The organism is Botrimarina mediterranea (genome assembly GCF_007753265.1).
In the GTDB taxonomy this organism is placed as follows: Bacteria; Planctomycetota; Planctomycetia; order Pirellulales; family Lacipirellulaceae; genus Botrimarina; species Botrimarina mediterranea.
In genome coordinates this window covers 2,646,340-2,668,994 of sequence record NZ_CP036349.1, presented here as the reverse complement: position 1 = coordinate 2,668,994, position 22,655 = coordinate 2,646,340, and the positions used below count along the sequence as shown (strand labels likewise).

The 22,655-nt window shown below is 63.9% G+C and carries 14 protein-coding genes; 9 read left to right on the top strand and 5 right to left on the bottom strand.

Features of this window, described 5'->3' with window-relative positions; all coding sequences use genetic code 11:
- The first annotated feature begins 501 nt into the window (after positions 1-501).
- Both Spa11_RS10500 and Spa11_RS10495 read left to right on the top strand, forming a co-directional pair.
- Positions 502-1,818 carry a LamG domain-containing protein gene (locus Spa11_RS10500; RefSeq protein ID WP_145111857.1) on the top strand — a complete coding sequence of 439 codons (1,317 nt, stop codon included), beginning with the start codon at positions 502-504 and terminating at the stop codon, positions 1,816-1,818.
- Between the two features lie 81 nt (positions 1,819-1,899).
- The gene (locus Spa11_RS10495; RefSeq protein WP_145111854.1) at positions 1,900-2,994 is read left to right on the top strand and encodes a DUF1559 family PulG-like putative transporter; all 1,095 of its coding nucleotides are present in this window, start codon (positions 1,900-1,902) and stop codon (positions 2,992-2,994) included.
- A 125-nt stretch (positions 2,995-3,119) separates the two neighbouring features.
- Here the strand turns inward: Spa11_RS10495 and Spa11_RS10490 are convergent, their stop codons facing one another.
- Positions 3,120-6,359, bottom strand: a complete 3,240-nt coding sequence (locus Spa11_RS10490; RefSeq protein WP_145111851.1) for an alpha-L-rhamnosidase — start codon at positions 6,357-6,359, stop codon at positions 3,120-3,122.
- 335 nt (positions 6,360-6,694) lie between these two features.
- Between Spa11_RS10490 and Spa11_RS10485 the strand changes: the two genes are divergently transcribed.
- Complete coding sequence (locus Spa11_RS10485) at positions 6,695-8,296, top strand: glycoside hydrolase family 32 protein (protein WP_145111848.1); 1,602 nt, start codon at positions 6,695-6,697, stop codon at positions 8,294-8,296.
- A gap of 52 nt (positions 8,297-8,348) precedes the next feature.
- Positions 8,349-9,680, top strand: a complete 1,332-nt coding sequence (locus Spa11_RS10480) for a sugar porter family MFS transporter (protein ID WP_145111845.1) — start codon at positions 8,349-8,351, stop codon at positions 9,678-9,680.
- A 31-nt stretch (positions 9,681-9,711) separates the two neighbouring features.
- Here Spa11_RS10480 and Spa11_RS10475 read toward each other — a convergent pair whose 3' ends face one another.
- Positions 9,712-10,797 carry a substrate-binding domain-containing protein gene (locus Spa11_RS10475; RefSeq protein WP_145111842.1) on the bottom strand — a complete coding sequence of 362 codons (1,086 nt, stop codon included), beginning with the start codon at positions 10,795-10,797 and terminating at the stop codon, positions 9,712-9,714.
- Between the two features lie 481 nt (positions 10,798-11,278).
- Between Spa11_RS10475 and Spa11_RS10470 the strand changes: the two genes are divergently transcribed.
- The 5 genes from Spa11_RS10470 (at position 11,279) to Spa11_RS10450 (ending at position 17,240) form a co-directional block, all read left to right on the top strand.
- Positions 11,279-12,049, top strand: a complete 771-nt coding sequence (locus Spa11_RS10470) for a PEP-CTERM sorting domain-containing protein (RefSeq protein WP_145111839.1) — start codon at positions 11,279-11,281, stop codon at positions 12,047-12,049.
- Between the two features lie 39 nt (positions 12,050-12,088).
- Entirely contained in the window at positions 12,089-13,087 is a 999-nt protein-coding gene (locus Spa11_RS10465) for a hypothetical protein (protein WP_145111836.1), read from the top strand.
- A gap of 105 nt (positions 13,088-13,192) precedes the next feature.
- Positions 13,193-14,347 carry a DUF1559 family PulG-like putative transporter gene (locus tag Spa11_RS10460; RefSeq protein WP_197529891.1) on the top strand — a complete coding sequence of 385 codons (1,155 nt, stop codon included), beginning with the start codon at positions 13,193-13,195 and terminating at the stop codon, positions 14,345-14,347.
- Positions 14,348-14,419: 72 nt separating this feature from the next.
- Complete coding sequence (locus Spa11_RS10455) at positions 14,420-15,883, top strand: glycoside hydrolase family 71/99-like protein (protein WP_145111829.1); 1,464 nt, start codon at positions 14,420-14,422, stop codon at positions 15,881-15,883.
- 70 nt (positions 15,884-15,953) lie between these two features.
- Positions 15,954-17,240, top strand: coding sequence for an MFS transporter (locus Spa11_RS10450; protein ID WP_145111826.1), 1,287 nt, complete (start codon positions 15,954-15,956; stop codon positions 17,238-17,240).
- Here the strand turns inward: Spa11_RS10450 and Spa11_RS10445 are convergent.
- The 3 genes from Spa11_RS10445 to Spa11_RS10435 form a co-directional block, all read right to left on the bottom strand.
- Positions 17,237-18,934: a TolC family protein gene (locus Spa11_RS10445; RefSeq protein ID WP_145111823.1), complete on the bottom strand. Its 1,698-nt coding sequence runs from the start codon at positions 18,932-18,934 to the stop codon at positions 17,237-17,239. The two genes, Spa11_RS10450 and Spa11_RS10445, sit on opposite strands and share 4 nt — an antisense overlap.
- A 138-nt stretch (positions 18,935-19,072) precedes the next feature.
- On the bottom strand, positions 19,073-20,527 hold the full coding sequence (locus tag Spa11_RS10440; protein ID WP_145111820.1) for an HlyD family secretion protein: 1,455 nt from the start codon (positions 20,525-20,527) through the stop codon (positions 19,073-19,075).
- Entirely contained in the window at positions 20,524-22,650 is a 2,127-nt protein-coding gene (locus Spa11_RS10435; RefSeq protein WP_145111817.1) for a peptidase domain-containing ABC transporter, read from the bottom strand. Before Spa11_RS10435 ends, Spa11_RS10440 begins: the two co-directional genes overlap by 4 nt.
- Between the last annotated feature and the right edge of the window lie 5 nt (positions 22,651-22,655).

The following is a 22,655-nucleotide window of genomic DNA, read 5'->3' as shown; positions in this document are numbered from 1 at the left end:
CTTTACCGAAGCCGAGCCGCCGATCTGAGCCGCTTTCGTTGAAAACGGACCGGGTCGCCGTCGTTCTACTCCCACTGCGGCGGTCCGTACCGGCAACACTGGCGGGAGAATCTGTGGCGGAATCCCCAAACTTCTCCGACTTTTTCGAGTCAGATCGGGCGAATCCGCGGGGTTCTTCTGAAGGCAGGTGGAGAGACCTGACGTCCTCTTGGCGCCGCCAGTTGCTGGCTGGCGCAACCGGGAGTTGGTCGTGGCTCTACCATCGCGCCCGGTTCGCGTCATTCACTTTTCCCTTTGGCTTGTCGTTACCATCACGCTGGATTGGCTTTTCTCCGTTGAGTCGAGAGCCAAGAGACGGCTGAGGTTTTGATCACGATTCCATCGGCGCTCGGCCGCCGGCTCCCGTTGCCGGCGCGACCGCGTCGCCTGTTATCGATCCGTCGCACGCTCGCTAGCTACTTATCGAACACGCCGCCTCAGGCAACCGCAGGACTTGAAGCAATGCCACGACAACTCATGAGCAAGTTCTCTCTAACCGCGATGCTTGGCGGTGTCGCTGCCTTGAGCCCTTGCGTCGTCACGCCACAGGCCGAGGCCGCCTACACGCTGGATCGCTGGTACCAGATGGGCGACGACATCCTCTTCGCCGGCAGCCCCGACGCAGAGAACGCCGCTAACGGCGCCGCGGTTGGTTCGGGCAATTTCTTGACCGGCGTCAATGGCGGTCCAGTGACGTTCGACAGCGCCGCAACCAACAACGACAACTTCCAGCCCCTCGCCGCCTTCGGCGCGACGGGCCTCCCCACGTACGCTCAGTACGGCGTCGGCGGCAACCCCGCGGCGCCAGTCGCCGGGGCGGCGTCGATGAACCAATTCGGTATCCGCTTCGACGGAGTCGATGACTACCTCGCCGCGATCAACCTCAACGACCCGTCCGTCGCGGCGCCAGGGTCGCTTGTGACCTACAACACCAGTGACCGCGGCATGCAGATGTGGGTCATGCCGACCAACCTCGACGGGGTCGCCGAGTATGTCATCGACGACGCCGACATGCACGGCTTCAACGTTACGACAGCGGGCAACTGGATCGCCGAAACCCGTGACGACCGGATCGAAACGGGCGTCGCGGTCACGCCCAACACTTGGTCGCACGTGATGCTCGTCCACGATTCGGTCGGACTGAAGTCGTCCGTCATGTACGTCAACGGGCTCGCCGTCTCGACGCAAACGACTGGCTATAACAACGCCAGCGCCGTCAACCTCCTGGTGGGCGCGAACGCCGAGCCGGATGTTGGCGAGACCCAGAATCCGGACTTGCAGACGCCGCCGACGTTCTTCCAGGGCATCATCGACGAGATCGAGCTGTTCGTCATCGACGACGGGTCGAGCTACGGGCAATTCGACTACACCTCCGACAACGGCTACTTCACCGATATCTTCCTGCCGAGCCAGAGCGGATACGGCTTTACGCTCAACTCCTCGACGGGCCACAACTCGCAGCAGTGGGTCGCGGGCGACATCGATTTCGACGGCGACTTCGACCAGACCGACATCGACCTCTTCGTCGATGGCTGGCTTTCGAGCAAGAACGACCTGCCCGGAGCGGGCGCTCAGATCGGCGACTACGTCTCGCTCGGGCTGGGCGACCTCAACCTCGATGGCTCCACCGACGCCAGCGACTGGGTCGTGCTGCGGTCGCTCGTCAATGGTTCGAGCGCAAACCTTTCGATACCGCCGCTCGTGGCGGTCCCCTCGCCGGGCGCGATGAGCCTAGCGTGCTCGGCGATCGGCCTGTTGCTGAGCGGTCGCCGGCGCTAGGAAGGCCGTCGTCGCGTTGGGTATCTCACGGAACATGAGCGGGACGCCCCGCCCTCACAATTGATCGAGAAGGATTTGGGAATGGACCGCCTCCACCGTAGCGAGTTACGTCGCGCGTTCACGCTTGTCGAGCTGCTGGTCGTGATCGCGATCATCGGCATCTTGGTCGCTCTGCTTCTGCCGGCCGTGCAAGCGGCACGAGAAGCGGCGCGTCGCAATCAGTGCACGAACAACCTCAAGCAGCAGATGCTGGCGTCGCTCAACTTCGAGTCGAGCACGCAGGAGCTGCCTGCGGGCGTCAACGTGTTCCAAGACCCGACAACGAATCAACCGATACGGGTGCCCGGCGACACGAACTTCATGGCGGTTTGGGCGACTTGGTGCGTTGAAATTTTGCCATACATTGAGAACCAGTCGCTCAAGAGCCTTTTTGATGAAACCCGCCGCCTGGATGAGGCGCCGAACAACACGCTCATTACTCAAGAGCTACCCGAGTTCCTCTGCCCCTCGGACACCGAGCCGCTGGGCTACTCGCCGGTGGCGCCGACGCCGTTCGGCCGCTCGTCGTACCGGGCCAACTCGGGCGTCGCACAGGGTGAAGAGGTTTGGGGACGGGTCCTCAGCGTGATCAACGCCGCTGGCGCGCCCAGCGCCCTCTCGAATAACGCGAACGGCAAAGCCAAGCGTGGTCCCTTCACGGTCGTGTTCGAGCCCACCTCGATGAACCGCATCAAGCTGCGGCAAGTGACCGACGGCACAAGCAAGACGCTAGCGATTAGCGAGTATCACACCGACAATGCGTTCTACACGGTTGACAATGCACGCTGGAACTACTCCGCATGGGGCAGTTGGCGTGCCTACCCGGCCATGTCGGCGATCTTCTCGCCGAACTACTCGAGCGGCGTCCTGCAGAACACCATCGGCATCGCCGACTACGACGCCTGCCTGAAAGCGAACGCCAGCAACATCAACTCACGTGACCGGGCTTGTACGCACACGTTTGCGTCCAAGCACAGCGCTGGGCAGATGCAGGCCGCGTTCGTTGACGGCCACGTCGAGTCGCTGTCCGCCGACACGGACATCTACGTGCTCGAGGCGATGGCGACTATCGGCGGCGGCGAGAACGGCGCCGCCCAGCCCGTCTCCAGCGGTGGCGGCGGCCCGTTCGGCAGCTGAGACCATTGCGTCCTGTGGGAGGCGTCTCCAGACGCCGATGACGCGCACCATGCCGAACACGGTCAAGAGACCGTAATCGGCGTCTGGAGACGCCTCCCACAGGTATCGTTGCCAGCCGCGCGGCGTTAACCCCCGGTTCCTGTAACGGTGATCTCGTACTCGCCGGAGCCAAGCTCGAACTCGGCGGCCGCTGGACGGAACGCGGCGCCTTCCGACTTCGCGGTGGTCGCATCGACAGGCTTGCCGTCCACGAGGATCTCCTCCGGCGCCACGTTGGGCAGGCGAACGGTCGCCTTCGTGTTCGCCGGGATGACGACACGCACCTGGCGGGCGTCGGCGGGGCCGGACCACTCGGTCTCGATCGTGCCGCGGATGCTGTCGTACTTGATGCGGCAGTGCTCGAGCTCGGGGTCGAAGGTCGGCTCGATGACGATCTTCGCGTAGCCCGGCGCCGCCGCGTGGATGCCGCCCAGGTGTTGCGACATCCAGCCGTAGACCGCGCCGAACGAGTAGTGGGCGAACGAGTTCATACCGGGGTCTTGGAAGCCGCGTTCGGGGGTCCAGCCATCCCAGCGTTCCCAGATGCTGGTGGCGCCGTGTGCCAGTGAGAAGAGCCAGCCCGGATACTCGGTCTGGTGCAGCAGCCGAAGGGCGACGTCGTCGCGGCCGATCTCGCTGAGCACGAGCATCAGGTCCTTGGTGCCGACGAAGCCGGTCGAGAGCTTCCAGCCGCGGGCTTCGATGTCGGCCACCAGCCGCTCGGCGGCTTGCTCGCGCCTATCGCCATCGACGAGACCGTAGCCGATCGCCAGGACGTAGCACGCCTGGGTGTCGCCGCGGACGGCGCCGTCGGCGGTGACGAACTCTTCGTTGAACGTCTCCTTGATGCGATCGAACAAGGCGGCGTACTTCTGAGCGTCTTCGGTTTTGCCGAGGACTTCGGCGGTGCGGCGCAAGAGATCGACGCTGCGGGCGTAGTAGGCCATGTAGATGACCTCCTTGGGCGTGTCGGCCTTCACACTGAGCCAGTCGCCGTAGGCGTGGAAGTTGTCGGGCGGCAGCACGCCGTCCTTCGATCGTTCGCGGCAGAACTCGACGAAGCGGACCATCGACGGGTACTGCTGCGCGAGCAAGTCGAGGTCACCGTAAGCCTGATAAACCTCCCACGGGCAGATGACGCCGGCGTCGGCCCAGGCGGGGCCGCCGTCATCGAGCCCCTTGAGAACCGGCGCCACGCACGGCAACTGGCCGTCCTTGCGCTGGGCGTCGGCGAGGTCCACCAGCCACTTGCGGAAGAACGCCTGCACGTCGGTGATCCGCGCGGCGGTCATGACGTAGACCTGCGCGTCGCCGGTCCAGCCGAGCCGCTCGTCGCGCTGCGGGCAATCGGTCGGCACGTCGATGAAGTTCGAGCGCTGCGTCCAGAGGATGTTCTTGTAGAGTCGGTTGAGCTTGGGATCGGAGCTGTCAAACTCATTGACCAAGGGCGTGTCGCTGCTCAGCGCGACGCCCGTCACGGCTTCGAGCGGCGGCTGCTCGTCGAGTCCGGTGACTTCGACGTATTGGAAACCGTGGAACGTTTGGCGCGGCTGCCAGATCTCTTCGCCCTCGCCCTTGCACGTGTAGCGATCAACGGCGCGGGCGAGCCGCAGGTTGGTGACGTAAAGCGTGCCATCAGGGTTGAGGCGTTCGGCGAAACGGAGCTGGACGCGTTGGCCCTTCTTGCCGCGCACCTTGAGCCGCACCACGCCGGCCAAGTTCTGGCCGATGTCGTAGACGTAGACGCCGGGGACGGGCTCGCTCGCCGACTGGGCGGGGAACTCATCGACTTCGGCGACAGGCGGGCCGGGGTGCCACTCGATTGTGGGCGACACTTCGGCGCCGACATCGACCGACCCCACCGACGCGACCTCGGCGCCGGGCTTGTCCCAGCCGGGGACTTCCTTGGTGGCGTCGTACTCTTCACCGATGAGCATGTCGGCGATCTGCGTCGGCCCTTCGGTGACGGTCCACTTGCTGTCCGTCGCGAAGGTGTCGTGCGAGCCGTCCTCGTACTCGACGCGGAGCATCGCGCGGAACCGCGGCTTCGTGCCGTAGTGGTCGCGTTGCGCGCCCCAGGCGACGTGACCCGAGTACCAGCCGTCCGCCAGCACGGCGCCCCAAGCGTTGTCGCCCTGCTCGACGGCGTCGGTCACGTCGTAGGCGCGGTAGTAGACGCGCTTGCGGTAGTCGGTCCAACCCGACGAGAAGTAATCCTCGTTGACGGGCTTGCCGTTGAGGCTGAGTTTGGCGTCGCCAAGAGAAGCCAGGTAGGCCGTGGCGCGGCGGACGGGCTTCTTCACGGCGAACTCGCCACGCAGATAACTCGGTGGCGCCGTGACGTCGCGGCGGATGACGAGTTTTCCCCAGGGATCGTCGCCGTAGTCGCCGACGACTTTCACTTTCGGTGCGTCGTCGAAAGCCTGCTTCTGCCAATCACCGGCGTCGTCCTTCGCGCTAAGCCACTCATCGTTCGTTGCGAGCACGTGCTGCTGGCCGTCGGCGCCGGTGACGGTCAACTTGAGGATCAGGCCGGTAGGGCCGGGGCTGCCGTTGCGGGTGAGCACTCGCAGCGTGTTGACGCCCGAACGAAGGTAGGGGCCGACCTCTTCGGTCTTCGGATGAACCAGAGCCGTGACGCCAGCCACTTCGACGTCGTTGAGAAGGACCGTCGCGTTGTCATCCGCGGCGACGACGAGTGTCGCGTCTTGGCCTTCCGCGCCGGCGGGCAGTTCCCACTCACGGTAGAAGACACGCGTCTCGGCGGGCGCCTGGCCTTCGGCGTCGGCGGGGAAGCAGACCCACTTGGCGCCGTCGAGCGGGGCGCTCGGCGGGTCGGAGTTCAGGTGGCGGTGGGCGTCGTAACCGATCCAGTCGCCTTGCCACTGCTGCTCGTCGAGGACGCCAACGGTCCATTCGGCCGGCTCGCTCCACGGGCCCGGCTTGCCGTCGCGGTCCCACGCCATGACCTTCCAGTAGCAGGGCTGGTGCGACTCGAGTTTGGCGCCGGCGTAGTTGACGCCGTAGGTGGCGTCGCTCTCGACTTTGCCGGTGTCCCAGAGGTCGCCCTCATCGGCGGCGAGCTTCTCCGGGGAAGAGGCGACGAGAACGCGGTAGGCGGACTGCAGCTGATTGCGCTGGTCGGACGTGACGATCCAGCTCAACTCCGGCGCCGTGCGATCGACGCCGCGCGGCTCGACGAGGTACTCGCAGCGGAGCCGTTGCGACTGCAGGGCGCCGTTCGCTTGGTCGGCGGCGAAGGTGATTGATTGCGAGCCGACGAGAGCCGCCAGCAGGGCGACGGAAAAGCGTGTGAGAAGAGCCATGTCGGAGGAGTTCCTCGGGTGGCGATGCGTGGTGTTCCGTACCGGATCGGTGGCCCGATCGTAGCCCACGCCGAGTCGCTCTGAAACAGTCCTCGCTGCGGTGGGTCGAGAAACTTGTGCGTGGCAGCCCTATCGTGAAGCGGCTCACGCACGGCTGGTTAGTTCGCACAGCGGCCCTCATCATTGGCGCGGCGCTTCTTTTTGTTGTGGTGAGTTGGGTCCCTGCCCAGAAGTTGCTCCGATTTAGCCACTAGTCGTGGTAAAATGCTCGCTTGTTCGATCCGATCCCTATTACGCTGCGGCCCCGCAAGGAACGCCGTCTGGAAGTGCCCACGATGTCGATAGTTTGCCGTGTCGCCGCCGTGCTCTGTCTGAGCGTTGTCGCGCCGGCAGCGAGCCCGCTCGTTGAGAACTCGGACATCGAGTCGGGCGACCTCGCGCCGCGCGAGGCTGGGGGCGACGCCCTCGTCACTTCGTCGGAGCCGATCTCCGATACTACCAAGGCGTTCGCGTTCGATCCGGCCATCAAAGCCGAGGCTTATGCGGACATCGACTACCGCGAGCCGCTGCGGCCGCAGTTCCACTTCTCGTCGGGGCGCAACTGGCTGAACGACCCCAACGGGATGGTGCATGACGGCGAGAAGTACCACCTCTTCTTCCAGCACAACCCCGCCGCGCCGGTGTGGGGCAACATGACGTGGGGCCACGCAGTCAGCACCGATATGGTGCATTGGAAGCAGCAGCCCCACGCGTTGCTGCCGTACCGCGTTGACGGGCGAGCTGGCACGATCTATTCGGGGACGGCTATCGTCGATCACAACAACAGCCTCGGCGTGCAGCAGGGTTCACAGAAGACGCTCTGCGCTTTCTACACGTTCGCCACGGAGCCGAAGTTCTACCAGGCGATGGCGTACAGCACCGACAGCGGCGAGTCGTGGACGTACTGGAACGAGGGCCGTGCGGTGGTTCCGCACCAGGGGTTCGACAACGGTGAGCGCGACCCGAAGGTGTTCTGGCACGAGCCGAGCCGGCGTTGGGTCATGTCGCTGTGGGTGCAGTCGAACCCCGGCCGCGTGCGGTTCTTCACTTCGGAGAACCTGACCGACTGGGAGTTTGCATCCGACCTGATGCGTGACTGGGCGTTCGAGTGCATGGACATGGTCTTCTACCCCGGCGCCGACGGCGAGCAGCAGGCCGTGATCTATGACGCGAGCTTCGACTACGAGGTCGGGACCTTCGACGGCAAGGAGTTTCACACCGAAGCCGGCCCGTTCGTCGCCGGCGGGGGCAACTTCTACGCGGCCCAGACGTTCAACAACAGCCCCGACGAGCGCGTCGTCCAGATCGGCTGGATGCGCGGCGGCCCCAACCCGGCCGAGACGCACGGTCTCCCTTTCAATCAACAGATGTCCTTCCCGTGCGAGCTGACCCTGCGGGACATGAACGGGGAGCCGCGGCTGTTCGCGTGGCCGATTGAGGAGATTGCGACGCTCGTCGAAGAGACCCGGGAGCAAGGCCGCGTCGCGGTTGACGAGGATGGCGCCGATCTGCTCAATGGCGGCGTGCTGGACCTCGCCGACATCGAGCTGGCGTTCGAGCCGGGCGACGCCGAGACGATCCATTTCGATCTTGGCAAGGCGCGACTCTGGTACAAGTCTGGCAGCCGCGAGCTCTGGATGTCGGGCGTCGATGACAAAGGCGACCGCACCGACGTACTGGTGTTCCGCAACCTGAAGCCGCGCGACGGGGTGGTTAAGCTCCGCTTGTTGATCGATCGGCTCTCGGTGGAGGCCTTCGCGTTTGGCGGCGAGCAGTTCTTCGCGGGGTACTACCTCCCGCTGGAGCAGGACGGCGGCGCGGTCGTCCGAGCGTCGAGCGGCGGGGCCGCTATCCGCTCGGCCGAAGTGCGTCGGCTCCGCTCGGCGTGGCGTCCGTAGCTCGGCCGGCACAATTCCAGCTACCCTCCTCTCTCATTGCGAGCCGTCTCTCTTGAACGCCAATCCGACGCTTATCGCCAGCGCGATCATCGCCGCCCTCGGCGGCTTCTTGTTCGGCTTCGACACCGCCGTGATATCGGGGGCGGAGCAGAAGATTCAGGCCAACTGGGAGTTGTCGTCGTTCACCCACGGCCTGGCGTTGAGCGCCGCGTTGTGGGGGACGGTGATCGGGTCGCTGGTGGGCGCTTACCCGGCCAACAAGTACGGACGCAAGCCGACGCTGCTGTGGATCGGCGTGCTCTACTTCGTCTCGGCCGTCTGGTCGGGGCTCGCGACCGATCCCGTGTCGTTCATGATCGCGCGCTTCATCGGCGGCGTGGGGGTAGGCATCTCGACCGTCGCGGCGCCGATGTACATCGCGGAGATCTCGCCCCCGGGCGTCCGTGGACGGCTGACAGCGATGTACCAGTTCAACATCGTGCTAGGCATTCTCATCGCGTACCTCTCCAACTCGCAGTTGCTGGGCGTCAGCGAGAACGACTGGCGTTGGATGCTCGGCGTCGAGGCGCTGCCGGCCCTGATCTACACCATGGCGTGCCTCGCCCTGTCGGAAAGCCCCCGCTGGCTGGTTGCCGTGCGGGGCGATAGCGCGCAAGCCGTGGCAGTGCTGAAACGACTCGGCGCGTCCCCCGACGAGGCGCAGTCGCAGCTGAGCGAGATCGAAGCGGCCGCCGCGGCGGAATCGCATCATCAGAACCTGTTCGAGTCGGGCCTCGGCAAGCCGATCCTGCTGACGTTCTTGATCGCGTTCTTCAACCAGCTGTCGGGGATCAACGCGGTGCTCTATTTCGCGCCGCGGATTTTCGAGCTGACGGGATTGGCGGAGGACGCCGCGTTCTTACAGTCGACCGGCATCGGGCTCACCAACTTGATCTTCACCATGCTGGGGATCTTCTTGATCGATCTGCTCGGCCGACGCACGCTGCTGCTCATCGGCTCGTTCGGTTACCTCGCCACGCTCGGCATGTGCTCGTGGTCGTTCGCGTCGGAGAACTTTGGGCTGGTCCCTTACTTCCTGTTCGGATTCATCGCGGCGCACGCGATCGGGCAAGGGGCGGTGATCTGGGTCTTTATCGCCGAGATCTTCCCGAACCGCCACCGCGCCGCCGGCGCTTCGCTTGGCTCGGCGACGCACTGGGTGTTCGCCGCCCTGTTGACGCTGGTCTTCCCGACGCTGGTAGAGAGGTTCTCGCCGGCGGCTGTCTTTGGCTTCTTCACCGCGATGATGGCGTTGCAACTCGTCTGGGTGCTGACAATGGTCCCCGAGACGAAGGGCGTGCCGCTCGAGCGGCTGCAGCAGCAGCTCGGGCTAGCGAAGGACTGAGCGAGCCGTGGGGCGCCTCAGGGGCGAGGCCTTAGGTCGATGACGACAAACGAGCCCTTTGTCTTGCCGGAAGCGCTGTCGATTCGCCAACGAAGAACGCCGGTTCTTTGGGCTCGATAAGCAGTTCGCCGCTCCAGGGTTCGCTGCTGACGAACCAGTCAAAGCAGCGGTCGAGTTCCTCGGCTAGCTCAGGCGTTTTCAGACCGCTGATTGACGGACAGAAGTACTCGGCCGGGGGTTCGAGATTCATCGAACCGATCGCGACGTCCTTTCCGACGACGACCCCCCGTTCGTAGCAGGCACGGATCGAACCAATCGCAGCGGGGCATGTCGTCGAGACAAACGCCGGGGCGATCGCTTCGCTCCCCTCGATGAGATCGGCCATCATCCGATAGGCAGCCGCGGTCGGGTCCGTAAAAAGGGGCGCTGGGTTGTCGTGCAACTTGCCGTCACCGCCCCTCCGTGCGATCCAACGCTGCCAGATGGCGATGCGGCGTTCGATCTCCGGGTTGCGGTTCTGCGAGTTCACACAGTCGATGCGGCGATGCCCCAGCTGCCAGAAGTGATCAAGGACGCGTTCGATGCAAGCCTCAGAGAAAAGCCGGATCGACGGCAGGCCTTCTCGTGAAAAGTCGCCGTCGAGGACGACAACCCTGTTCGAGCGGAAGTGCTCCGAGAGCCGACGAGGGATCTCGGGGCCATAGGGGATAATGATCGTCCCCTTGGCTTGCTCGACGACTTCGACAACGGCTCGGTCGTCCCAGTGGACGTACTGACCGGGCCGCATCGCGACGCCACGCCTCGCGGCCGCGTCGCTGACGAGCACTCGCAACTGAGTGAGATAGCTCGAAGGGTAGGCGGGATAGAGGAGCACGACCTCGGCGGGTTTCGCGGACTTCGCGAAGGTCGGATGAATCGCCAGGGCGCCGGAGTCGTCGCGGGTGAGGACCTCTTCTTCGAGGAGTTGCCGCACGGCGCGACGCGCGGTCATGTAACTGACGCCGGTCTCCTCGGCGAGACGCCGTTCGCCGGGGATGCTTTCGACGAGATAGTCCCCTTCTTGGATCCGCCGCTTGATGACCGACATCACCTCGTTGTATTTCGTCGGCGCCGCCATCGGTTGCTATCGGGGAGTTGGGAGGAGTTATCGAGGTCTGGCCCACAGTGGGGCCTCTCAAGGCGCCAAGTCTCGGCTAGACAACATGCGTTCTGTTCGGCCTGGGGGCGGAGCGCCGCCACCTTCATTCTTCGTCGGCCAGACCGAAGGGAAAAAGATACAGGCGTCAGATTCCAATTGCTTGACACCCAGCATGGGTTAGTATAGCATCTGTGCTATAGGGCAGAGAAGAGCCTGCGTCGCGAGTTCCAGCGATTCCTCTGTCGAGAGGAGTTCGCGACGCTCGTCAGCGCAAAACCCATCTCCCCCTTCGATTGCTGCTCATCATGGCTCGGTGACCTCGCTTCCCGGCGCCCGTACTCATCACGTTCGCTTGCCCTACTGCTGAGCCACACGGCTCTCCGCGGGGTGGAGAATCGTTCCAGCGAAGACGTCCGTCTTTTCTTGCCGTCCTTTTCGATTGACCTAACTGGAGAGAGTAATGAACACCACGCTCCGCCTCGGACTGCTCCTCGGCGCCGTCGCCGCCGCACAACTTGCCGGCGGGCACGACGCCAACGCACAGTCGCTGTTAATCGACTTTGGCACGGACACAACGTATCGCGGCATCAGCGTGGTGAACCCCGACAGCAACGGCAACCACTGGAACAACATCGCGACTGGTGTTTTCTATACGGACCTCATCGACAAGAGCGGTGCGGCGACGACCATCGACTTGGGGTTTAGCACCCCTGTCGGGACTGACAGCTACAACGGCCCCGCTGGTGACACGGCAGCGGGCGTCGCCGCAACGATTGGCGCCACGGACATCGACGCGGCCGCGTTGGGTGACCTGGGCAACGTCAACGCGGCTTACGACTTCTTTGCCGAGACCAACGCCCGATTCGAGATTCAGGGACTCGATCCCGCAAAGACCTACAACCTGTCGTTTTACGGCTCCCACAAGTTCAATCCGGACGCGACAACGGTCTACTCAGTCTACACTGACAACACGTACTCGACTCTCGTCGCTTCGACGTCCCTCGATGTCTATGAACCCGGTTCGCCATGGTTGCACAACCGTGACACCGTGGCGACGCTGACCGGCGTCGCGCCGCAGGCTTCGGACATTCTGTACGTCCAGTTTACGGGTGCTGGCGGCGACTTCGGCTACCTGAACGCGATGCAGATCACCGCCGTTCCGGAGCCGACCTCCGCCCTGCTGGTTGCATCGGTTGTTGGACTAGCCGTCGCGCGTCGACGGACTCGCTAGTCGCCCTCCCCCACCGATTGAGATAAGGCGCGTACCACCATGAAAACCTCAGTATTCCTGAACAGGCGTCTGCCGTTCGGACTCGTGATGGCCGCGGTTTGCGCGCTGGCGGCTTCCGCCGGCGCGCAGACCGTGCTCTTCGACTTCGGCAATGACGCGTCGTTCCGCGGCGTGACAACTCCGAGCCCGGACCTCAATGGCAACTACTGGAACAGTCTTCGGACCGGCGTCTTCTATCAAGAGCTAACTGACATATCGGGGGCGGCGACCACGATCGACTTTGGTTTCAGCACCGGCGTGGCGACCGACAGCTACAACGGCCCCGCTGGCGCGACAGACGCGGCAACCGTGGATGTCGATGTGTTCTTCACCGACATCGACGACGTGGCGCTCGGAGACCTCGGGGCGTTTGAGGCCGCGTTCGATTATGTCGCGGGCCCGTCATTGCCCACGAACAATCAGGTACGGTTTGAGATTCAGCAACTCGACCCCAGCAAACGGTACGAGCTGAGCTTCTTCGGTTCGCACAAATACAGCATCGACGCCACGACCGTTTACTCGGTCTACAGTGACAACACGTACTCGACGCTCGTAGGAACGGTGTCACTCGATATTCAAGACGAGATGGACCCATCGCTACACAACCGCGACATGGTGGCGGTGCTCAGCGGTTTGGCGCCCCAGGACAGCAATATCCTTTACGTCGAATTCGTCGGCTCCAACGGCGGCGATGGCTATCTAAACTCGATGAAGCTGGTCGCAACAGACGCCCCCGCAACCGCGGGTGATTTCAACGGGGACGGCCTGGTGAACGCGGCCGACTACACGGTCTGGCGTGACAACCTGAACGGCGACGAGGCGGTGCTTGGCGGCGCCGGCGACGGCAGCGGCACGGTCGACAGCGGCGACTACACGGTCTGGAGCAACAACTACGGCGTCAGCGGTTCGCTCGCCGTCGCGGTTCCTGAGCCGCTCAGCACTTCGATGCTGATTGTCGTGCTGGGTGGCTGTGGACTCACTGCGACGCGGCGTCACTAGGTCGCGGGGGGCATGAGACCAACTCAGGAGCCGTCGCCAAGCCCGGGGTCGGGCGGGGCGCCCTACCGGCTTGGCGCCGGCTCCATTTCTCAGGGACGCACGAAGATGGCAAAGACAAACCTGATTAGTCGTCGCGACGCCTTCACGCTCGTGGAACTGCTGGTGGTGATCGCCATCATTGGGATCCTGGTAGCCCTGTTGCTACCGGCAGTCCAGGCGGCGCGCGAGGCGGCGCGTCGAACGCAGTGCAAGAGCAACCTCAAGAACATCGGGCTGGCGCTGCAGAACCACCACGACACCCACAAGGCGTTTCCGTCCGGGGGCTGGGGCTACAAGTGGCTTCCCGAGCCGGACGGGGGGTACGGCCGCGATCAGCCGGGCAGTTGGCTCTACGGGGTGCTGTCGTTCGCCGAAGAGGGCGCCATCCGCGACATCGGTACGGGCACCCTGCCCGACACGCCTGCGCGGGATCAAGCAATGGCTCAGCTATTGGTGGCGAGCGTTTCGATCATGAATTGTCCGAGCCGTCGGCCCGCCCAGCCTTACCCGCTGGTCTCCAACGCATCGAACGACAACGCCGACTTCGCCAATACCACCGCCGATTTCACGCAGAATCCCGGCGCCGCCTTCCGGAGCGACTATGGCGGCTGTCGCGGCGGCGGCACACAAGAGGCGTATCTCGCCGCGACAACGGGCGGTTCGCCGATGGAAAGAGCCCTCGCCACGCGGAGTTTTCAGCTCGTCGATGGCCCCGGACCAACCAGCGTAGCTGAAGCGCAAAACTGGGACACTAAGAACCCCGCCCAAGGCGCGAACCAGTGGTTCATCCGGATGGGGGCCGGCGGCAACGGCGTGATCCTAGGTCGCGAACCGATTGCTCTACGAAAAATCACCGACGGGACTTCGAAGACCTATATCGTTGGCGAGCGTATGCGTGAGTCCGACCTTTACATGACTGGCGAATCCCTCTTCGACGACCAGTCGGCCTACAACGGGTTCGACAAGGATTCGATCGTCTCGGCCTGGGTTCCGCCGCTCCCGGACATGCCGCAAGTCGAGTTCGACGCCTGGAAGACATCGGCCGGATCGACCTACACGCCGGCCAGCGGAGGCTCGCTCGCCTTCAATTTCGGCGCGGCCCACCCGGCGGTTTTTCAGGTCGTCTACTGCGACGGCTCGGTCGATAGCGTAGGCTATGATGTGGACCTCGAGGTGCATCGCGCCCGGGGCAGCCGCAATTTGGGCGAGACGCCGCAGTAACGAGTGGCGCTCGCAATCAACTTTTCGAAGCTCTCCCGATCGTCAGCGGCGGCTAGTAAGGCCCCACAACGCATGAGCGACCGCTTGATCCGCTGCTGTGCGCTGCTGGCGGCCGCCATCGCGCCGGCGGTGGCGACGGCGCAACCGGCTGATGTCGTGAAGACCAATCCGACAAAGGTCTTCATGCACTACATGCCGTGGTTCGAGACGCCCGCGACTCTCGGCGGCAACAACTGGGGCTACCACTGGAAGTTCAATAACAAGAACCCGAATATCGTCGACGAAACGGGCAAACGACAGATCGCCTCGCACTACTATCCGCTCATTGGCCCCTACGCGTCACGCGACCCGCATGTCATCGAGTACCACCTCTTATTGATGAAGCTATCGGGCGTCGATGGCGTGCTCATCGATTGGTACGGCGTGCAGGGCACGAACGGCGACATCAACCAACTGCTTACCAGCAGCAACGCGTTGGTGGACAAGATGGATGACTTCGGCATGGACTTTGGCGTCGTGCTCGAAGACCGCTTCTCCGCCAACGTTGGACAGGCCGAGGCGAACGTCGCGTATCTGCGTGACAACTACTTCAACCGCCCCGAGTATATCCGGCTCGGCGCCGACCAGAATCCGCTGATGGGCGTGTTCGGACCGATCACGTTCCAACAGCCGGGTAGCTGGACACAGATTCTTGACCAAGCTGGTGAAGAGGTGGACCTGCTCACTCTGTGGTACGAGGGAAGTGAGGCAGGGGCGAACGCGTCGGGCGAGTACGCCTGGATCTATGAGGATGCCCCCCAGAATAATCATCTGCAGCATCAGCGCAATTTCTATCGGACCCGGGCACAGCAAGTCGAGATGGCGGGTGGCGTCGCCTACCCGGGCTTCGACGACTACTACGTCGAGGGAGGCGTTGGAGAGGTCGTTCCCTTCGACATCCCGCACGACGACGGACAGACGCTCGATTCGATGCTGGCGCTCGCCACGACGTATTCCGACAACATTGATTTCTTGCAACTCGCCACGTTCAACGATTTCGGCGAGGGGACGATGTTCGAGCCCACCGTCGAGACCGGCTTTGAGTACCTCAAGAAGGTTCAGCAGTTCACGGGCGTTGATTACGACGAGGAGGACCTGCGGCTGGTGTATCGGCTGTTCCTGGCTCGCAAGGAGTACGAGGGAAACGCCGCCACTCAGACGTTGCTGGACCAAGTTTCGGCGAGCTTGGCTGAATTGAGGATCGAAGACGCGGCGGCCGCTCTCGACGAAGCGGCGCCCGCGGGCGACTACGACGGGGATGGCGATGTCGATGCGGGCGACTACGGCGTCTGGCAGTCGAGCTTCGGCGCCCAAACGATCCTCCTCGGGGCCGGCGCGGACGGGAACTACGACGGCGTGGTCGATTCAGCCGACTACACCATCTGGCGTGACGGCATGACTTCGGTACAACCCGCCGGTGTCGTTCCCGAGCCAGCCACGCTCTCGCTGGCGGGCTTTGCGGCGCTGGCCTTGGCGACGCTCTGGCCGAGCCGCTAGATTGCCAAAGGCGGTCCGCCTGCTTAGCGTAGACGGCTCTCCCGTCGTCGCTACACGCCGAGCTAGTTACTTGTCGTCGCCGGACCTTGCCGTCGATCCTGCATCACCGACGCCGGCTGGCGTGTTGGCGCGGCTCGCCGGGATGATGTTCTTGCAATCGTGGCCCCTGGGCAGTTGGGGCGTCACCATCGGAGCCTACATCGCCGCCAACACGGGCGGGCTTGGCAGCGGCGCCTTCTCGTCGGGCTTCATCGGCTACAGCACCCTGGCAGCCGCTGTCGGGAGTCTCGTATCTCCCTATCTCGTCGGCGTGGTCGGCGATCGCCTGGTGCCGCCGCGTTGGCTCTTGGCCGGCCTCAACCTCGCCTCTGCTGCGGCGGCAATGGGTTTGCTCGCCAGCGAGTCGGAGTTCGCCTTCTTCGTCTGGCTGTGTGTCTACTTCCAGTGCTACTTCCCGGTCGTAACCCTTTGCAACACGATTGGCTTGGCGAACTTGAATCGCCCCGAGCAAGAGTTCCCCCTGCTGCGGCTCTATGGAGCCATTGGCTGGATCGCAGCGGGAGTGTTTGTCGGATTCGCCTGGCCCTGGATGTTCGGGAGTTCAATCGAATCATTACGAACGCCGTTCGCGATCGGCGCCGTGGCGAACCTAGCGATGGCGATTTACGCCCTAACCCTTCCGCGGACAGGACCCGCTGTTCGGCTAGACACCGGCCCGCCCCTGCCGAGACGCCAAGCGGGCAAGCTACTTGCGGACCCAAAGCTGCGGTGGTTCCTCGTTGCGTCTTTCTTCGCCTGCGTCCCGAGCATGGCGTACAACAACTTCTGCAATCCCTTCCTCAACCACACCAAGTTCCCCGCGCCGGCCGCCGTGATGACACTCGGCCAGCTTTCAGAGATCGCCGTGCTTGCGACCATGCCGATGGTGCTGCGGCGTCTGTCGCTTGGTTCGTTGTACGTGTGGGGAATGGCTGCCTGGGTAGCCCGCTACGGCCTGCTCACGGCGGCGGCAGGCACTGGCGTCGCTTGGCCGGTCTATCTAGCGATCTTGCTACACGGGCCGTGCTTCGCGTTTATCTACGTGGTCGGGCCGATGCTTGCCGATCGGTTCACCAACCACCAAGACCGCGGCGCGGCTCAGGGGCTCTACGCGGTGGCGTCGTCGGGCCTCGGGCATGTAGTCGGCGCTCTTGCCGTCGGGGCCATGCAAGCGGCCGTCTTGACGCCCGATGGGGTTAACCCCCCCCCTTACGACTGGACGACTTTCTGGGCCATCGCTTCCGCGGTTTCAGTTGTATCGCTCGTCGTGCTCTTCCGCTGCGTTAACCCAAGCCGTCACAGTCCAACCACGGACTAAGGCGCCACGGCTGAGGGATTCTCCAATCCGCTACCGTCGGCGCCGACTCCGGTCGGCGGCGTTAGCGGCGTGAGATCGACGCTCGATCCGACTCCCAGCGCCGCGGCGTAGTTAGCCATCGCGACGTGATAATCGAACAACGCGCCAACGCGGGCGAGGCCGGCCTCAGCAGCCTGCTGCTCTCGCAAGTTCAGGTTGAATAGCGTGCTCTGCCCCAACTCATAAAGGCGACGCTCGGCGGTTTGCATCTGAACCGCTAGTTGCAGCCCTTCGGAAGTTTGTGCGACCCGTTCTGCGGCGGCGACGAGGGCGGCGTGCGCGGCTTGTGATTCGGCGGCGATCTTGTCGGCGGCGAACTGCGTCTTGGCCCGCACCTGCGCGAGCTTGCCCCGCAGCTGCCGCGCCTTGCCCTGCGCCTTGCGGCGTTCGAGTGGGACCGAGAGCAGCACCGAGGCTTCCAATTCGAACTCGGACTTGTCGCGCTTGCTGCTCGTCGGCTCGCCGACATCTTGGGCGACGAGCAGTCCCGCGTCGATGTCGGGGAGCATCTCGTTGGTCGCTTGACGGAGGGCAACCTCGAACTGACTGCGGACGAAGCGCAACTCTTCGAGTTCGGGGCGGTTCGCTTGGGCCATGACGACGTCGGCGGATTCGCCCCACGCCTCTGGCCCTAGCGCCGGAGGAAACTCGGCCGTAGCGGCTTCGATCGGCATCACGACCGGGCGGCCTAATTCGTCCCGCAAGTAAAGCGAGAGCTTCACCGCCGATTGCTCCAGCTTGCGTCGAGCGTCAACCAGGGACGCTTGACGCGAGACAATGATGCGGCGGTTGTCCGTCAGGTCGATTGACGCCTTCTCACCGAGCTCGACCTGTCTCTCGAGAAACTGTGTCCTATCGAGTCCGAGTTGGAGGACGCCCTTCGCCACCTCGTGCGTAGCGGCCGCTGCGACCCACTCCCAGTAGGCCGCGGTGGCGTCACGGACTGAGAGGAGCACCAGCGCGCGGATTTCGGGCTCGACGCGGCCGCGTTCGAGCTCGGCGCGCCAGAGCTCGGCGCGGTTGAGGTCGATCGTGCGGTCTTTCGCAAGCGGGGCTATGAAGCCCGCCTTGAACTCTCCCCCCTTGTTGGTCTCGCGCTCGAGGTACCACGGCTCGAAGAGACCGCGTCCGACGCGGTAGCCGGCGAAGGTCTGACCGCCCCAGTAGGTGTCGCGCTTCAAGCCCAGGCCGTGCCAGTAATTCTGATAGAAATCGAGCGGCTGTGATGTGCTGTTGCCCTCGAGCTTGTGATCGAAAGCGCCCCAAGCGGCGAGCGTTTCACCCGAAGCGATCGTCCGGGCGGCCACCGCTTCCTGGATCACCGGGAAGAAGAGGCGGACAGACTGCGTCAATTCTTCAAGGCTTGGCGGCGCCGTCGGCGCCGGTGGCGGGACTAGTTCGGCGTCGCCCTCGCCTAACTCGGGCAATGGCGATGACTCGGCGTCGCCAGTTGCCTGGGGCGGAGAGAGCTCTTCAGCGCCAGCAGGCTCTTCATCGTCGTAAACGACTTGGTTGATCCGCGCGATGTCCGCCTTGCTGGCGACTGCCGTTTTCGCCGTGACGGCTTTTGGCGTCGACTGTGCGGACATGCCCGACCGGCAACCGGCGACGGCGAGTAAGACGCACATCAGACTGGTGAAACGCAGCACGAGCATGACGGCTTTGCTAGCGGTGACGGGCGGGGGAGCGAACCTCCCCCTACGTCACATTCGGCATAAGCCGAATAACCGCTGTGCCCGGAAGCCGCTCCAACCGACGAAGCCGAGGACGCCGCGTTAAACTCTGCGGGTTGGCTAGATTTTGAGCTTCGGTGGCTTTGCTGTCTTAGCGTCTTGCTCCGAGTTGAACGCCGGCGGGAAGCCGTTCATCCGTCGCCAGACTTCGTACCCGAGCGGCACCTGATCGAGCAGCACCCAGGCGTAGGACCGCACCCCTTGCCGAAGGTAAGGATACTCGGGCCAAGGTTGGTCGTCGGGGTCGGGGACGATGACCACGCGGAACTTGCCGAGCCCGTCGTCGGTTGGGTCCACCAACGCGACCTCTCCCCCGAAGGTGCCGACCGCAACAGACGGCCATCCGGAGAACTGCACCGCGGGCCAACCCTCGAACTGGAGCCGCACATGGCGTCCCGGATTGATGAGCGGCGCGTCGTTGCCGGCGACCCAGACCTGGACAGCCGGCGACGAGGTCTTGGGCACGATGCGGCAGAGCTGATCGCCGGGCTTGACGATCGACGACGAATCAAACACGGCGAGGTCCATGATGTAACCATCACGCGGCGCACGCACGTCTTGCGTCTGCTGAACCGCGAGCTTCCGCTCTTCTTCGAGAAGCTTGGTCTGCTTCTGGTTGATCTCTTCCGAGATCTTATTGATGTCCATTTCGGCCTTTCCGACATCGGCCCGAGACTTTTCGAGCTGTGAGAGGACCTTGTTGATCTTTGCCTCCCACTCCTGCCGCTTCGCCTCACGCTCGTTGCGTTTGCCTTCGATGCCGTTGCGGGCGTTGTCGACGTCCTGAAGCGCTACCTGTTCATAGGCCTTCGCGTCGCGGTACTTCTGTTCTGCCTCTTGGGCCTTGAGTTGCGACTCGATGCCGTCTTCGAAGAGTTGCTGCTTTCTCTTGAAGTCGGCCTCGGCCTGCCAGAGTTTGGCCTCGGCGGCGACGAGCTTATTCTGCTCAGCCGTAAACTTGTTGACGGCTTGATCAACGAAGCGGTCGTACGCCGAGACCAACTCATCCCGAGCCGCACGCATGTTGTCGAGCTCTTCGGTCGTCACCTCGACGATCCGGAGATTGTTGTCTCGCACGTCCCGCGACCGATCCAGGCGGCTTTCTGCAACCTGCAGTTCCGCTCGCGCGTTGGCGACCTGCTTTTCAAGGCGACTCAGATAGAGAGGGTCTTGGTCTTGGATGAGGAAGAGCAACTGCCCTTCTTCGACATAGGCGTTCTCGTAAACGCCTTCGCCCCGTTCGGCAATCCGGCCCTGGATCGGCGCTTGGATCGCTTGCGGTCGCTCGTACGGGTCGAAGGCGATCACTGCGCCCTCGCCACGGATCGACTGTTGCCAAGGCGCTAGCAGCATTGCGAGCGAAACAACGACCATCAGCGCGAGCAGCCACCGGCCGAGCCGCCGCACAAAACGTGTGACGCGAGCTAGCCGGAGCGCGGGAAACGCCTCTTCTCGGTAGGCGAGGTCCGAGATCGCCCGCCCGGTAGGGATCTGAAGTTGGTCTTGCGGGGTCATGGCTTTGCTCCTTCCTCGCCGGCGTAGGCGACCTCTGTCATCGGACGATCGGAATCGAGTTCGACGACCCGGTGGAGTCGCTCAGCGACATCCCGGCGTCCCGTAGCGACCACGACGGTCCACTGGCGGTGCGGCGCCATGATCGCGGCAAGCGCGCGGTCAAGTTGTGCGTCGGGCAAGCTATCGAGCAACCCGTCTACGACGAGCAGTTGGGGGGCGCCGGCGATCCCACGAGCGAGCATCAACAACCGTTGCTGCGAGCGGCTCAATGGCCTGCCACTGCCCGTCAATGGCGTCTCGATCCCCTGCTCGAGAGCCAAGCAGGTGTCGAGCATCCCGACGACTTCGAGGGCCGCACGGCACTGTGTCGTCCCCACGCCACGGCGATGCAGATGCACGTTGTCGGCAATTGTCCCCTCGAAAACTTCGATATCACTTACCAGCGACACCGCACCCCGCAACACGTCGGGACGGACGTCGGCGGGATCGACACCGGCCACCGTCACCCGACCACTTTGGGGGGTTTCGGCGGCGTAGAGGATGCTGCAAAGGGCCGACTTCCCCGAGCCCGCCGGTCCATAGATCGCTAATCGCCGGCCCGGATCGATCCGGAGCGTAAGCCCCTTGCCCAAGGGCCCCTGAGCGCCGGCGACGGTGACGTCTTTCAGGGCGACCTCCAGCCCACCGTCCGAGCCCTCGACGGTAAGTAGTCCGTCGTGGCGTTCGGTAGGAAGGTCGAACAGCACCCCGAGCTTGTCGACGGCGGCGACGGCGTCGTAGAAGCCCTCGAGGTGCTTGCCAAGTTTCGTGAAGGAACCGAGGATCGTCGAGACGATCAGCTCTGCGGCGACGAGTTGCCCGAGGGAGAGCTGCCCCTGGATGACGAGCCATCCGCCGCCCCCCAACAACACGGTTCCTGCAATCGCCTGGAGCCCCAGAACGAAGAGGATCTGCCGGAAGAGCACCGAGAAGTGCGCGCGCCGGTGGTCGAGGTACTTGGTTGTCAGCAAGTTCGCACGGTCTACGACGAACTCGCCCCCGCCGGCGGGTTTGAACGCCGTGCCGCAGCGGATTGAGTCTTGGAGCCAAGAGGTGACTTGGTACTTGTACTTCGACTCGTCGATGCTGCTGCGGATGGCGCCGCGTCCCATCACCAGCAGCCCACCGACGACCGTCGCCAAGAGCAGGACATCGAAGCCCAGCAGCCACGGGTGGTAGAACGCCAGGACCGTCATGCCAACTAACGTCGTTAGCACGATGCTGATGCCGTCGAGCAGCACCTGGGCGACAACCTTTTGCAGCGTCACCACGTCGAGGAAGCGGTTGGCGAGTTCGGGCCCGTACGCGCCGTTCAAGTGTGAGTGGTCCACGTTCGGCAGGCGATGGGCAAGATCGGCCGCCACGCGGGCGAAGAGCCGCCGCTGAATGATTTCCGCTACGTACGCCTGCAACGCCTGCATGAGAGCGGCGAACGCCAGGAAGCCGAATAACATTGCCGCGAGCACAACCACCGGCTGCAACAACTGGCCGAAGGCGACCGTGTTCACCAAGGCTTCGACGGCGATCGGCGTCGACAGACTCAACAGGCCTGCGACGAACGCGAAAACCCCGATAGCCCAGATGTCATGCCACTCGGGACGCAACAAGAGAGCCAACCGAGCGATCGGACGCGACTTGAGACGGGGGCTTTGTTTGGCGTCGACGCTCTCGGCATGTTCAACGACGAGCCAACGGTTGCCGCCCGACTCAAGGCTCAGCTCCGAGAGCTCTTTGTTCGAGAGCCCCAGACGCTGGTCGATTTCTCCCTCGGCGACGGCGCGGTCGCTGATGAGGACGATCGGACCTTGTCCGGGACGCCAGGCGCCGACAACCACAGCGCCGTCTTCGGCGAGTCGCTGCGCAACTTCGATCGTAAGCTCGGCTTCGCGGGCGCGAAGGTCGAGGCTGCAGCACACCTCGGCGAGCCACTTACACCACAGGTCGGATTCTTCGCCGGGCCAAGCGGCCTGAGCGTCGCGCAGCAGCTGCTCTGCGCGGAGGTGCTCAACGGGCGCTCCGCATTCGCGACTGACGCGTACAAGCACCGCCGCAAGTTCGGTAGGTGATGGGTGTCTTGCGCTCATGCTTA

Excerpts from the sequence above, each read along its gene's own strand:
- Spa11_RS10500 (WP_145111857.1), top strand. The coding sequence starts at position 502 with ATGCCACGACAACTCATGAGCAAGTTCTCTCTAACCGCGATGCTTGGC.
- Spa11_RS10495 (WP_145111854.1), top strand. The coding sequence starts at position 1,900 with ATGGACCGCCTCCACCGTAGCGAGTTACGTCGCGCGTTCACGCTTGTC.
- Spa11_RS10490 (WP_145111851.1), bottom strand. The coding sequence starts at position 6,359 with ATGGCTCTTCTCACACGCTTTTCCGTCGCCCTGCTGGCGGCTCTCGTC.
- Spa11_RS10485 (WP_145111848.1), top strand. The coding sequence starts at position 6,695 with ATGTCGATAGTTTGCCGTGTCGCCGCCGTGCTCTGTCTGAGCGTTGTC.
- Spa11_RS10475 (WP_145111842.1), bottom strand. The coding sequence starts at position 10,797 with ATGGCGGCGCCGACGAAATACAACGAGGTGATGTCGGTCATCAAGCGG.
- Spa11_RS10470 (WP_145111839.1), top strand. The coding sequence starts at position 11,279 with ATGAACACCACGCTCCGCCTCGGACTGCTCCTCGGCGCCGTCGCCGCC.
- Spa11_RS10465 (WP_145111836.1), top strand. The coding sequence starts at position 12,089 with ATGAAAACCTCAGTATTCCTGAACAGGCGTCTGCCGTTCGGACTCGTG.
- Spa11_RS10460 (WP_197529891.1), top strand. The coding sequence starts at position 13,193 with ATGGCAAAGACAAACCTGATTAGTCGTCGCGACGCCTTCACGCTCGTG.
- Spa11_RS10455 (WP_145111829.1), top strand. The coding sequence starts at position 14,420 with ATGAGCGACCGCTTGATCCGCTGCTGTGCGCTGCTGGCGGCCGCCATC.
- Spa11_RS10445 (WP_145111823.1), bottom strand. The coding sequence starts at position 18,934 with ATGCTCGTGCTGCGTTTCACCAGTCTGATGTGCGTCTTACTCGCCGTC.
- Spa11_RS10440 (WP_145111820.1), bottom strand. The coding sequence starts at position 20,527 with ATGACCCCGCAAGACCAACTTCAGATCCCTACCGGGCGGGCGATCTCG.
- Spa11_RS10435 (WP_145111817.1), bottom strand. The coding sequence starts at position 22,650 with ATGAGCGCAAGACACCCATCACCTACCGAACTTGCGGCGGTGCTTGTA.